Origin of the sequence: Devosia sp., from assembly GCF_017307495.1 — a bacterium.
Taxonomy (GTDB): Bacteria; Pseudomonadota; Alphaproteobacteria; order Rhizobiales; family Devosiaceae; genus Devosia_A.
This window is the reverse complement of the sequence record NZ_JAFKHE010000017.1, coordinates 1-12250: the sequence shown is the minus strand read 5'-3', so window position 1 is coordinate 12250 and position 12250 is coordinate 1. Positions and strand designations below refer to the sequence as shown.

General features: G+C 64.8%; 12 protein-coding genes. 4 read left to right on the top strand and 8 right to left on the bottom strand.

The genetic code is table 11. From position 1 onward, the window contains the following. The first annotated feature begins 2 nt into the window (after window positions 1–2). Window positions 3–494 (top strand): DUF1003 domain-containing protein, encoded by a 492-nt coding sequence (locus J0I99_RS09640; protein WP_291397245.1) that lies wholly within the window; start codon window positions 3–5, stop codon window positions 492–494. Between the two features lie 37 nt (window positions 495–531). Here J0I99_RS09640 and ilvC read toward each other — a convergent pair whose 3' ends face one another. From ilvC to J0I99_RS09615, 5 genes are all read right to left on the bottom strand, one after another. Next, window positions 532–1551, bottom strand: coding sequence for a ketol-acid reductoisomerase (ilvC, locus tag J0I99_RS09635; protein WP_291397244.1), 1020 nt, complete (start codon window positions 1549–1551; stop codon window positions 532–534). Window positions 1552–1726: 175 nt separating this feature from the next. Then, a complete protein-coding gene (locus J0I99_RS09630; RefSeq protein WP_291397495.1) occupies window positions 1727–2374 on the bottom strand; it encodes a TetR/AcrR family transcriptional regulator C-terminal domain-containing protein in 648 nt (215 codons plus the stop codon). A 467-nt stretch (window positions 2375–2841) separates the two neighbouring features. Further along, window positions 2842–3381: a hypoxanthine phosphoribosyltransferase gene (gene hpt, locus J0I99_RS09625; RefSeq protein ID WP_363278490.1), complete on the bottom strand. Its 540-nt coding sequence runs from the start codon at window positions 3379–3381 to the stop codon at window positions 2842–2844. Window positions 3382–3383: 2 nt separating this feature from the next. Then, window positions 3384–4259, bottom strand: coding sequence for a carbohydrate ABC transporter permease (locus tag J0I99_RS09620; RefSeq protein WP_291393545.1), 876 nt, complete (start codon window positions 4257–4259; stop codon window positions 3384–3386). Further along, window positions 4256–5218 (bottom strand): acetylxylan esterase, encoded by a 963-nt coding sequence (locus J0I99_RS09615; protein ID WP_291397243.1) that lies wholly within the window; start codon window positions 5216–5218, stop codon window positions 4256–4258. The genes J0I99_RS09620 and J0I99_RS09615 overlap by 4 nt, the downstream gene beginning before the upstream one ends. A 169-nt stretch (window positions 5219–5387) precedes the next feature. Between J0I99_RS09615 and J0I99_RS09610 the strand changes: the two genes are divergently transcribed. From J0I99_RS09610 to J0I99_RS09600, 3 genes are all read left to right on the top strand, one after another. Continuing rightward, a complete protein-coding gene (locus tag J0I99_RS09610; RefSeq protein ID WP_367115377.1) occupies window positions 5388–6851 on the top strand; it encodes a DHA2 family efflux MFS transporter permease subunit in 1464 nt (487 codons plus the stop codon). A gap of 89 nt (window positions 6852–6940) precedes the next feature. Next, window positions 6941–8065 carry an NADH:flavin oxidoreductase/NADH oxidase gene (locus tag J0I99_RS09605; RefSeq protein WP_291397242.1) on the top strand — a complete coding sequence of 375 codons (1125 nt, stop codon included), beginning with the start codon at window positions 6941–6943 and terminating at the stop codon, window positions 8063–8065. 135 nt (window positions 8066–8200) lie between these two features. Next, on the top strand, window positions 8201–8623 hold the full coding sequence (locus J0I99_RS09600; protein ID WP_291397241.1) for a hypothetical protein: 423 nt from the start codon (window positions 8201–8203) through the stop codon (window positions 8621–8623). Window positions 8624–8644: 21 nt separating this feature from the next. On the opposite strand, the gene J0I99_RS09595 is transcribed toward J0I99_RS09600, so the two are convergent. The 3 genes from J0I99_RS09595 to J0I99_RS09585 form a co-directional block, all read right to left on the bottom strand. Further along, window positions 8645–10561: a potassium transporter Kup gene (locus tag J0I99_RS09595; RefSeq protein WP_291397240.1), complete on the bottom strand. Its 1917-nt coding sequence runs from the start codon at window positions 10559–10561 to the stop codon at window positions 8645–8647. A gap of 215 nt (window positions 10562–10776) precedes the next feature. After that, window positions 10777–11385, bottom strand: a complete 609-nt coding sequence (locus J0I99_RS09590) for an NADPH-dependent FMN reductase (protein WP_291397239.1) — start codon at window positions 11383–11385, stop codon at window positions 10777–10779. 253 nt (window positions 11386–11638) lie between these two features. Further along, entirely contained in the window at window positions 11639–12010 is a 372-nt protein-coding gene (locus J0I99_RS09585) for a hypothetical protein (protein WP_291393556.1), read from the bottom strand. Between the last annotated feature and the right edge of the window lie 240 nt (window positions 12011–12250).

The window sequence follows — 12250 nt, the reverse complement described above, 5'->3', positions numbered from 1 at the left end:
AGATGCCAACGTTTGACCCCGCCGACATCGAAACCCATCCCGCGAGGCAGTTCACCCTCCGCAACGTTGAGCCACCCCGGCTCACCGTGGGCGACCGCCTCTCGGATCGCATCGCGGCCACGGTCGGCTCGTGGCGCTTCATCATCATCCAGTCGACGATCCTGGTCCTGTGGATCGCCCTGAACGTGGTGGGCTGGGTCCAGCACTGGGACCCCTACCCCTTCATCCTGCTGAACCTCGCGCTCTCCTTCCAGGCCGCGTTCACCGCGCCCATCCTGATGATGGCGCAGAACCGGCAGGCAGTGATCGACCGGCAGAAGGCCCAGCTCGACTACGACGTCAACCTGCGTGCCGAGCTCGATATCGAGGCCTTGCACCAGAAGCTCGATCTCTTGCGCGAAGAAGACATCGGCCGGCTGATCCGGCTGATCGAGTTGCTCACCCGGGAGCGCCTCGGGGAGGAAACTGTCGCCGCAACGACGAAGGGGCCCTAAAGCCCCTTCGCACAACTCGACGGACCCTGCGGACGGTTTAGTTCTTCGCCTTGTCGACCAGCGCGCCGGCCTTGATCCACGGCATCATGCCGCGCAGCTTCTCGCCCACTTCCTCGATCTGGTGCTCGTCGGCGAGGCGACGGGTCGCCTTGAAGCGCGAAGCGCCGCCCTTGTATTCCTGCATCCACTCGGAGGTGAACTTGCCGGTCTGGATGTCGTGCAGCACACGCTTCATCTCGGCCTTCGTCTCCGAGGTGATGATGCGCGGGCCCGAGACGTACTCGCCCCACTCGGCGGTGTTCGAGATCGAGTAGTTCATGTTGGCGATGCCGCCCTGGTAGATCAGGTCGACGATCAGCTTCACTTCGTGCAGGCACTCGAAATAGGCCATTTCCGGCGCGTAGCCGGCTTCCACCAGCGTCTCGAAGCCAGCGCGGATGAGCTCGACCAGGCCGCCGCACAGCACGACCTGCTCACCGAACAGATCGGTCTCGCATTCCTCGCGGAAGTTGGTCTCGATGATGCCCGACCGGCCGCCGCCAACGCCCGAAGCGTAGGCAAGAGCGATGTCCTGGGCGTTGCCCGAGGCGTCCTGGTGGACGGCGATCAGGCACGGCACGCCGCCACCCTTCTGGTATTCGCCACGCACGGTGTGGCCCGGGCCCTTCGGCGCGATCATGATCACGTCGACGGTCTTCTTGGGTTCGATCAGGTTGAAGTGAACGTTGAGCCCATGCGCGAAAGCGATTGCAGCGCCGTCACGAATGTTCGGCTCGATGTCCTTCTTGTAGATGTCGGCCTGCAGCTCGTCCGGCGTCAGCATCATGATGACGTCGGCCCACTTGGCGGCATCGGCCACCGACATGACCTTCAGGCCCTCGCCTTCGGCCTTCTTGGCCGACGGCGAACCCGGACGGAGGGCAACCACGATGTCCTTCACGCCCGAGTCGCGCAGGTTCAGCGTGTGCGCATGGCCCTGCGAGCCGTAGCCGACGATCGCGACCTTCTTGGATTTGATGATGTTGAGATCGGCATCCCGATCGTAATAGACGCGCATGGTGGTCTCCCTTTTGTGCGTTTGGCCGTAGGGCCGATTTCAAACTCTCGGACGGCCCCTGGCCATCCAGCTAATTCCGGTGTCATCCCTGCGAAAGCAGGGATCCCACTCACGGCCCGCGCCAGCGGATAGATGGATCCCTGCTTTCGCAGGGACGACACCTTGGTGGCTGCAACTAGGCCGTGCCCACCCCGTAGATCTTCAAAAACTGCTCCGTTGCCCGCGCTGCGTCGCGCGAAATCTCAACGTCGCTCGGGCTGTAGGACTCGCCGAGCAGCAGCCGGATCTGTGCGTCGCGCACCACCAGCCCGAAGAAGCTCCGATAGGCCTCCTCCGAACTTTCGAAGCGCAGCAGCCGCGCCTCCCGTCCCGCCTCCAGCACCGGCTTCAGGCGCTTGCGGATGGCGAGCGGGCCGTTCTCGAGCACGATCTGCCCGAGCCCGTGCTTCTCGGCTCCGGCATGCCCGATAGCGAGCCGGTTGAGCGTCACGGAGACCTGCCCGACGATCGTGCCCAACAGGTCATGCGCGAACTGCTCGATGCTCTGGCGCAGCGACCCGGCGTCGAGCCGCCAGCGGTCGACATGGGGCGCCTTCACCTTGGCCGCCTGCCACTGCACGGTGGCGGTCAGCAACCCATCGCGGTCGCCAAACCACTTGTAGAGCGTCTCTTTTGAGCACGAGGCGCGCCGGGCCACGGAGGTCATGGTCAGCCGGTCGCCCTGTTCGACGAGCAGGTCCAGCGCGGCCGTCAGCACTTGCTGCTGGCGCGGCGTGAACGTCTCTTCGCTGTTGGCAACGGCAACTGCCACCGGTCTCTCCATCGAGTAGCGAATGCCGTACCGTAACGTACGGTTCGGATCAAGTACAATGTGCGACAGCATCACTGGCCTTATTCCATCATCAGTCTGTCACCGGTCTGCCTTGCCGATGAACGGATCCTGAACGGGTTTCTGCTGCCCGGATGCGGCATCTCTTCGAAACTTATTCCCCCTCGCTCTACCCGTATTATTCTGCCCCGACCTCACCGATGCGAGGCGCCGACGGGGCGTCGCGGTGGGGGTTGGGTCCAGGGGCGAGCCGTCGCGCCTGGGGTGGGCCGTTCCTGCATCGCTTCGTGGTGCGGATCACCAAAAATCCCTTCGCGATGGGCGGGGCGAGAGTCCCAACCTTTGTACAGTTTGGCGGACGACCGCCACAGGGACGAAGTCCCGCCCATGCCGCACCTTCGGGAGCGGCAGAACTGCAGCGAAACCCGAAGCCGCGCGGCTGTCGGGCCTTCGGCGCATCCTCAGTCGGTGAAGCGCACCGCCCCGATATGACCGAGGTTGCGGTTGCGCTGCGCATAATCGATCCCGTAGCCGACCACGAACTTGTCCGGGATCTCGAAGCCGATCCAGCGCGCCTTCACGTCCACCTCGCGCCGCGATGGCTTGTCGAGCAGTGCGCACACCTCGATCCGCTTGGGATGGCGCGTATTGAGGATCTCGAGCACGTGCTTCAGCGTGTAGCCGGTATCGACGATGTCCTCGACCAGCAGCACGTCCCTGCCCTCGATCTCGCCGCGCAGATCCTTGAGGATGCGCACCTCCCGGCTCGACTCCGTCGCGTTGCCGTAGCTCGACACCTCGAGGAAATCGACCTCCACCGGCAGGTCGAGCTCGCGCACGAGGTCGGCGATGAACACGAACGAGCCGCGCAGCAGGCCAACAACCACCAGCTTGTCCGTACCGGCGTAGTAGGTCGAGATCTCCTTGGCCAGCGCCTCGACCCTGGCCGCGATGGCCTTGGCCGAGATCATCTCGTCGATCACGTAGTTCCTGGTCGTCATGCCTACTTCAGCGCCCCTTGGGTGAGTCCGCGCACAAAATACTTGCCGCCGATCAGATACACCAGCAGCGGCGGCACCGCCGCCATCATCACCGTGGCCGCCGATCCGCCGGCCCGCACCCCCATGATCGCAGCCGTGATCGGCTGCTGCGCCCCGGAGGTGAACACCACGCCGTAGAGGTACTCGTTCCAGATCGAGGTGAACTGCCAGATCACCGTGACGGCGAGGATCGGCCCGGACAGCGGCAGCACGACGCGGGTGAAGATGCGCCAGAACCCGGCCCCGTCGATCTGCGCCGCTTTCACGATCTCGTCCGGCAGGCCGGCGTAGAAGTTGCGACAGAACAGCGTCGCGAACGAAATGCCCTGCACGGTGTGGATCAGCAACAGGCCCATCACATTGTTGGACAGGCCGAGCTTGCCGATGATCCAGGCCCAGGGGAGCAGCGACACCTGGCTGGGCAGGAAGATGCCGAGAAAGATCATCACGAAGACGAACTCGGAACCCGGAAACTTCCACTTGCTCAGCACGTAGCCGTTCATTGCCCCGATGATCGTCGTCGCGATCGTCGCTGGAATGGTAATGATCAGCGAGTTGATGAAGTTGGGTGCCAGCCCTCGGCACATGCCGCTGACGCAGGCCTGCGTCCAGGCCCGGACATAATTGTCGAACGAGAAGCTCATCGGGATGGCGATGAGGCCGTTGCGGCTGACTTCGGCGCCATCGCGGAAGGAGTTGAGAAACACCAGCAGCGCCGGCGCGAGATAGACCAGCGCGAACAGCGACAGTACCGCGTAGATGGCGACGCGCGACATCACCCACCGACGACGGGCGATCGCCCCGTCGCGGTCGGCGTAGTCGAGGGCGAGCGTGGTCAAGCCAGCGTTCCGTCTAGCCAGGCGACCTGCCGGCGCTCCTGCCAGGTGCCGCCACCCTCGTGATTGTTGAACGTGTAGGTTTCGATCGTCTTCGGTCCCGCCCAGGCATTGTAGGCGCCGTAGACCGTTGAAGGCGGGCACACGTCATCCATCAGCGCCACCGAGAACAATGCCGCGGCCTTGCTGCGGGCCGCAAAGTGGACGCCGTCGAAGTAGTTGATCGTGTTGTAGGCCGTCGCCGCCTTCTCCCGATGTACCGCGAGGTAGCGCACGATCTCGCCATAGGGATCGCGGGTCGTCAGCCCCACCGCCCGCGGGAAGTCGCACAGGAACGGCACGTCGGGCATCGCTGCCTTCACGCCCGGGTGGAGGCCCGCCACGGCGATCGAGATGCCGCCCCCCTGGCTACCGCCCACCACCGCCAGCTTGTTGGGATCGGTCTCGGAACGGCCGAGGGCCACGTCCACCGCCCGTACGCCGTCGGTGTAGACGCGACGGTAATAGTAGTCGTGCGGATCGTTGATGCCGCGCGTCATGAAGCCGGGATGGGCGGGATGGGCGCCGGACGGATCGGGCGTGTCGCCGCGTGACCAGCTGCTGCCCTGCCCTCGCGTGTCCATCACCAGCACGGCGCGCCCGGTGGCAGGCCAGAGCAGGTGTTCCTGCGGCAGCGCGCGGCCGCCGCCGTAGCCGATGAACTTCACCACCGTGCCGCGTGGCGCCTGGCCGGCCGGCTTGATGTACCAGCCCTTGATCTTGTCCCCACCGAACCCGGCGAAGGTAACATCGAAAACGTCGAACAGCCTGAGGCCCGTGTCGACCGGCTCGAACACCGCGTCCAGCGGTTTCGCGCGCGAAGCGCTGAGGGTTTCGGCCCAGAAGGCATCGAAGTCGGCAGGGGCGACGGCGCTCGAGCGGTAGGCTTCGAGCTGGGACTGCGGCAGGTCGAAAAAGGGCATGGCTAGGGGTCTTTGTCCTTGGGGAGGCAATCAATGACTGGAATGGTAGCCCGAGGAAAGTCCTACGAAGGGCGAGACATTGCAAGGTCGCCGCAGCTGCGAGGAGTTGAAGCCACACCCCGGCCGCATCTGTCGGCATCAGCCAAACCGGTGATGGTGGTATGGTAGCATGTTGCGCTATATCGCTACCGTCCCGGTCACCCACTCCCACTCGTCGATGCCCACGCCCCTCAGCCCGCACGCCCGCAATGTCGCCCTCGTCGTCGCGGCAGCCCTGTTCATGCAGTTCCTCGATGGGGTGATCATCGTCACCGCCCTCCCTCGCATGGCGCGCGACTTCGGTGTCGAGACGCTCGAGATGAGCCTTGGCGTCACCATCTACATGCTGGCGGTCGCCATCTGCATTCCGGCGGCGGCGTGGCTCTCAGATCGCTTCGGCGCGCGCCGCGTGTTCCTCGCAGCGCTCGCGGTGTTCACCCTTACCTCCGTCGCCTGCGGCATGGCACAGGATCTCGGGCAGTTCGCCATTGCCCGCGCGCTGCAGGGCGCCGGCAGTTCCGTGTTGTTCCCGGTCGGCCGCATCATCGTGTTGCGGACCGCCGCGAAGTCCGAGATCGTTCCGGCCATCGGCCTGACCATCTGGCCGGCGCTCTTTGCCCCTGTCATCGGCCCCGCCCTCGGCGGCTTCATCACCGAATACATCTCCTGGCACTGGAACTTCTGGATCAACATCCCGCTCGGCATCATCGGGCTTGTGCTGGTCGCCATGATCGTTCCCCGGGATGTCGAGCTGAAGCATCGCCCGTTCGATGCGCCTGGTTTCGCGCTGACCGGCGTGACGCTGGGCTGCCTGCTCTACGGCTTCGACGCCCTGGTGCAGGGTACGCTGCCGACATGGGTGGCGGCTGTGCTGATCGTTGTAGGCTTCGTCGTTGGCGCAGCGGCCGTGACCTGGCTCCTGCGCATCGAACATCCGCTGATCGACCTCAGGACACTGCGGATCGCAACCTTCGCCGCGACCGACGCAAGGGCCGGCGCGATCCTCAGGACCGCCATCAACGCAACGCCGTTCCTGCTGCCGCTGATGTTCCAGGTCGCCTACGGGATGGATGCGCTCAGCTCCGGGGCCCTCGTCGTCATCTACTTCCTGGGCAACCTCGTCATCAAAGCCATCACCACGCCCGCCCTGCGCCGGTTCGGCTTCCGCAGCGTGCTGACGATCAATGGCGTCCTCGCCGGCGTGTCGGTGGCCGCGTGCGGCCTGCTCGGTCCGCAGACTCCGTACCTGCTGACGGTGGTGGTGCTGTTCATCGCCGGTGCGACCCGCTCGATGCAGTTCACGGCGCTGGCCACCCTCGCCTTCGCTGACGTCGACGCCGACCGACGCAGTTCCGCCACCACGATCTCGAGCATGTCGCAGCAGCTCTCCATGGTGTTCGGGGTCGCCGTTGCCGCCGGCACGCTCAACCTCAGCCAGATGTGGCGGGGCGCGCCGGTCCTCGGTGTCATCGATTTCCAGATCACCTATATCGTCATGGGCGCCATCATCATCGCCTGCGCCCTCCAGCTCCTGACACTCGAGCGCAACGCTGGCGCGGAAGTCTCCGGCCACCGCCGCCCGCAAGCCGCCTGAGCCGTCGGCGCACGCCGCTTCATCGGCACTTGCCGATGAAGCATATTCGGGGCAGGATTGCTGCCGTTTCCAACTGCAGCAGAAGCCCAATGTCCCAGCTCTTTTCGCCGTACACACTGCGCGGCCTGACTTTCCGCAATCGCACGGTCGTGGCCCCGATGTGCCAGTACTCGTCGCAGCACGGTCTCGCCAACGACTGGCACTTTGTCCATCTTGGCCGCTTTGCGCTGGGCGGCTTCGGCCTCGTGATCGTCGAAGCCACCGGCGTCACGCCGGACGGACGCATCTCCTACGGCGATCTGGGGCTGTGGAACGACGACCAGATCGCCCCGCTCGCTCACATTGCCCGCTTTCTGAAGTCAGAAGGCGCCGCCACCGGCATCCAGCTCGCCCATGCGGGACGCAAGGCAGCCACCCCGATCTGGTGGCGCGGCAGCTTCAACGAGACGGAGGCGGAGAAGGTCGAGTACGCCTATGAAACCTGGGTGCCCGTCGCTCCCAGTGCCGAACGGCACTCCGACAATCCCGGCTATCAGACCCCTACTGCCCTCGACAAGGCAGGCATTGCGCGCATCGTCCAGGCCTTTGCCGATGCGGCCCGCCGCGCCGATGCGGCGGGGTTCGACACCATCGAGATCCACGGCGCGCACGGCTACCTGATCAACCAGTTCCTCTCGCCCATCTCGAACCATCGCACCGATGAGTACGGCGGCAGCCGCGAAAACCGCATGCGCTTCGCCCTCGAGGTAACGGAGGCGACGCGCGCCGTCTGGCCGGAGCACAAGCCGCTGCTGGTGCGCATCTCGGTCACCGACGGCAGCCCGGGGGGCTGGGGCGTCGAGGACTCGGTGGTGCTGGCCCGCGAGCTCAAGTCACGCGGCGTCGACATGATCCATTGCTCCTCGGGCGGCTTCGATGGCTATGCCCTCAAGGCCGCCCCCCTGTACCAGGTCGAGCTGTCGCGCGCCGTGCGCGGGTCCGGCCTCCCCACCATGGCCGTGGGCCTGATCGACGATCCGGCCGATGCGGAGCGCATCCTCGCCGAGGGCGACGCGGACATGGTCGCCTTTGCCCGCACGGCATTGGAAGACCCCAACTGGCCGGTCCATGCCCGACACATTCTCGAAGGCGGCGGGGACGCATACCAGCTCTGGCCTAAGCAGGCCCGCAACCGCATCCGTGATCGCGACCGCGTGTTGGGTGTGCGCCAGTAGCCGTTCATCCCTCGCTCATCGACGGTTCATGTTGCCTGGCTGTTGATCCGGGTTCCGGCGCAATCACGATGCCTGCTTGCATCGCGGCTGCGCCGTAACCAGCTACAGTCAGCCTCAAACCGGAGATGATGCCGAATGACCAGCAAAGCCGCCCTCTTCGCCTTGCTCGCCATGTGGGGCGTCAGTTCCACGGCCTGCCTCCCCGCCTTCGCCGGGGAATCGGCCCTCGAGACCGCCTCTGGGACGTCCAGGCCCGGCCTTGTCGACAGGGTCTGGACGAAAGCCGATGGCGACTTGCCGGGCGCAATGAAGATCTTCCTCTCGGACGGCACCCTGGTTCAGGATTCGTGCTGGGAGACGCACCGTCTCAGCCCGTGGGAACTGACCTCCGACACCGCCCTCAAGTGGAACGAGGACGGCATGGACATCGCCGCCAACATCGTTTCGCTCTCCGACGCCGAGCTGGTGCTCAGCGTGAAGGTCGGGGGCGGCGCTGTCGAAGAGAGGTACGTAGCCGCCACCGTGCCCTATGTCTGCCCGGACATGCCCAAGGGCTGATCCAGAGCGGAGTGCGGCGAACTAGATCATCACCTGCGTACCGATTTCGACCACGCGCCCGGTGGGGATGTGGAAATACTCGGTCGCATCGGTGGCGTTTCGCGCCAGTGCGATGAACACCCGATCGAGCCATAGCGGCATCCCCCCCTTGGGCGACGGCTTCAGCGACCGCCGCGACAGGAAGAACGACGTGCTCATGATGTCGAACTTCCAGCCGAGCTTGCGTGCCAGCGCCAGCGCCTTGGGAATGTTCGGCGTCTCGATGTAGCCGAAGGTCACGACCACCCGGTAGAACAGGTCGTTATAGGCGTCGATGCGAATCTTGTCCTCGTCGGCCACGCGCGGTCGATCCGAGGTCATGATCGTCAGGATGACGTTGTGCTCGTGCAGAACCTTGTAGTGCTTGAGGCTGTGCAGCAGCGCCGTTGGAGCGCCTTCGATGTCGGAGGTGAGGAACACCGCAGTGCCGGGCACCGTGGTCGGCCGCTTCTTGGACAGGTTCTCCACGAGGAACTCGAGGGGCACCTCGTCGCGTCGGGTCTTCTCGGCGAGGCGACGGCGGCCGACGATCCAGATCACCATCAGGGAGGCAATCGTCGCGGCCACCACCGCCGGCACCCAGCCGCCTTGCGGGAACTTCGCCAGGTTGGCGGCGAAGAAGCCGATGTCGATGACCAGCAGCGGCACGATCACCGCCATGGCGACCACAAGGTTCCATTTCCACAGCCGCCACATCACGATGAACAGCAGCACGGCCGTCACCAGCATCTCGCCGGTCACCGCGATGCCATAGGCAGCGGACAGGGCGCTCGACGAGCGGAAGCCGACCACGAGCAGCAGCACGCAGATCAGCAGCAGGAAATTGACCTGCGGCATGAAGATCTGCCCGGCCACTTCTTCCGAGGTATGCCTGACCTCGAGGCGTGGCAGCAGGTTGAGGTGCATGGCCTGGCGGACCAGCGAATAGGCGCCGGAGATCACGGCCTGGCTCGCAATCACGGTGGCCAGCGTGGCGATCCCGACCATGGGCAGCAGGGCCCATTCGGGCTGCATCTGGAAGAAGGGATTGCTGACCTCGGCCGGGTGGCTGAGGACGAAGGCGCCCTGACCGAAGTAGTTGAGCAGCAGGGCCGGAAACACCAGCGCCAGCCAGGCCAGGATGATCGGGCGCCGGCCGAAATGTCCGAGATCGACGTACAGCGCTTCCGCTCCGGTCACCGCCAGGAACACTGCCCCGAGCACGACGATGGCCAGATGTGCGTGACCATAGAGGAACTCGATGCCGTAACCGGGATTGAGCGCGAGGAGCACCTGCGGTGCGTCAACGATATGGAAGAGGCCGATAACCCCCAGGATGACGAACCATGCCGCCATGACCGGGCCGAACACGGTGGAGACGCGCTGCGTGCCGAAGCGCTGGACCATGAACAGTCCGAACAGGATCACCACGGTCATCGGCACGACCCATGGCGTGAGCCGCGGCTCCACCACTTCGAGACCCTCGACCGCCGACAGCACCGAAATGGCCGGGGTGATGATCGCATCGCCCAGGAACAGCGAACCGCCGACGATGCCCAGCCCGATGACCCAGGCCGGGCGCTTGGTGAACGCATTGGTGGCCAGTGTCATCAGCGAGAGCGTGCCGCCCTCGCCCTTGTTGTCGGCGCGCAGCACGAAGATCACGTACTTGACGGTGACGACGATGGTAAGCGCCCACACGATCAGCGAGAGCAGCCCCAGTACCTCGCGCTCCGATGGCGCGCCGCCGGCGGCATGCAATGCCTCGCGGAAGGCATAGAGCGGGCTGGTCCCGATATCGCCGAACACAACGCCCAGGGCGCCAAGGATGAGGATAGGGAGGTTGCTCGGAACGGCGTGGCCGGCCTGATCGGTCGCCCCAGCGCCGGGCGTCACGCCGGACGAAGTGGTCTGAGTCATATGCCCTTCGCTCACCCTGTTTCGGGTGGGCGGGTGTCTACACCCGCCCGGCGGCGCACTCAACGGCCAAGATTCCGTCAAGCTTAGCATTTGACGCGAGACAGTCATGCGGATTTGTGGCTGCCGCATGAACAAAAAGAAGGCGGCGCGATTGATGCGCCGCCTCCCACCGGGGTGCGAAAGGAGGAGAACCCCGGCGAAACGTCGTCGGAGCCTCAGGCCGCCTTGGTCGCGTCCTTGCTGGCGTCGGCCTCGCGCGCCGCCTTGGTCGCGTTGGTCCACCAGACGAGGTTGTCGAGCAGCTCGGGCACGAACATGTCGAACTTGCCCTTGGCGTCGTCCCAGCTCTGCTGGCCCATCATGATCGGCATGAAGTCCGAGCCACCGATGTGGATGGCATGGCGCACCGGAACCGACTGCAGCTCGACCATGATGTTGCGCAGGTGCTCGACGGCACGCGCGCCGCCGACCGAACCGTAGGCGACGAAGGCAGAGGCCTTCTTGATGAAGGGCTTGTAGGCCCAGTCGATCGCGTTCTTCAGCGCGCCCGGCACCGAGCGATTGTATTCGGCGGTGACGAAGATGTAGCCGTCGAACTCGCTGAGCTTGGCCTGCCACTTGGCAGCCATTTCGTTTGGCGTCGGCATCCAGAAGTCGGACGCGGCCGCGTCGAACAGCGGAAGCGGATAGTCCTTCAGGTCGACGATCTCGACGTCAATGTCGCCGCGGGCGGCGGCGTGATCGGCAATCCACTTGGCCGGCTTGTCGCCGAAACGGGTCGGACGGATGGAACCGACAATCACGGCAATCTTGGGTTTGGTCATCTGCTGCACTCCAGTATCAAAATGTTACTAGAGGCAAATAAGTGCCTGTGGTGCCGCATCGCAAGCAGGCACCATTTTGGCGCAGGGTCACAGCGACAGCACCCGGTCACAACTGTGTTCCTCGAGTATCAGATCTGTAAGCCTAGAGATTCCGGCCATCTGGGCGGCCTTGGGGCGTCGCCCGTCGCTGTCGGATTGATTGGCTTGTGCAAGGGAATGCACTGTTCACCCGGCGTGAACAATCCGCTACGCCTCAGCGCAAGCCGAAAGAATAGGTCCAGGCCAGGGCCTTGAGGCCCGAATCGTCGAGTTCTGGATGCCTCGGCTGGAGTTGCTCGATCGCCCGTTCTGTCAGGCTCTTCCTCGAGCGTACCTCGAGCGCCTCCACGGGTTGCTGCAACTCCTCGAGCAGGTCAAGGATGCGCTGCTTGAGCTCGGCTCCCTTGGCGGAACCGAACCGCTGTACCAGGTGCGGCGTCTTGGCACGCGGGAACGGGGACGTGCCGAAGCCCGTGTACAGTACCAGTGCCTCGTTGATCGGATCGCTCATCGCCTGCTCGTAGGCCAACGCTCTCAAACCCATATGGAACCCTTCCCTGTTCTGGAAGGCCAGAACTTGGGCCATCCACCGTTGCGGCGGGCTAAGCGCCATCGGCGGCAGTTGAACGGCTTTTGCGCGCTCACCGCGCGTTGACCGTTAACCGGTGGTACGAGGACGCCGGACATGCTGATTTGTCCGACAGCCCTGCGGCTTCGGAGTTTGTCAAAGAGCCATCCCCTTTGCGGGGGATGAAGCGAACGGGCCGGCGGGGCCTTTGCCCCTCGCGGTAGTCCGCAGAATGAATGAGGCTCACGCCTCGCCGGC

What these genes read in the sequence shown, in the direction of transcription:
- J0I99_RS09640 (WP_291397245.1), top strand. Translation starts at nt 3, where the DNA reads ATGCCAACGTTTGACCCCGCCGACATCGAAACCCATCCCGCGAGGCAG.
- ilvC (WP_291397244.1), bottom strand. Translation starts at nt 1,551, where the DNA reads ATGCGCGTCTATTACGATCGGGATGCCGATCTCAACATCATCAAATCC.
- J0I99_RS09630 (WP_291397495.1), bottom strand. Translation starts at nt 2,374, where the DNA reads ATGGAGAGACCGGTGGCAGTTGCCGTTGCCAACAGCGAAGAGACGTTC.
- hpt (WP_363278490.1), bottom strand. Translation starts at nt 3,381, where the DNA reads ATGACGACCAGGAACTACGTGATCGACGAGATGATCTCGGCCAAGGCC.
- J0I99_RS09615 (WP_291397243.1), bottom strand. Translation starts at nt 5,218, where the DNA reads ATGCCCTTTTTCGACCTGCCGCAGTCCCAGCTCGAAGCCTACCGCTCG.
- J0I99_RS09610 (WP_367115377.1), top strand. Translation starts at nt 5,388, where the DNA reads ATGTTGCGCTATATCGCTACCGTCCCGGTCACCCACTCCCACTCGTCG.
- J0I99_RS09605 (WP_291397242.1), top strand. Translation starts at nt 6,941, where the DNA reads ATGTCCCAGCTCTTTTCGCCGTACACACTGCGCGGCCTGACTTTCCGC.
- J0I99_RS09600 (WP_291397241.1), top strand. Translation starts at nt 8,201, where the DNA reads ATGACCAGCAAAGCCGCCCTCTTCGCCTTGCTCGCCATGTGGGGCGTC.
- J0I99_RS09595 (WP_291397240.1), bottom strand. Translation starts at nt 10,561, where the DNA reads ATGACTCAGACCACTTCGTCCGGCGTGACGCCCGGCGCTGGGGCGACC.
- J0I99_RS09590 (WP_291397239.1), bottom strand. Translation starts at nt 11,385, where the DNA reads ATGACCAAACCCAAGATTGCCGTGATTGTCGGTTCCATCCGTCCGACC.
- J0I99_RS09585 (WP_291393556.1), bottom strand. Translation starts at nt 12,010, where the DNA reads ATGGCCCAAGTTCTGGCCTTCCAGAACAGGGAAGGGTTCCATATGGGT.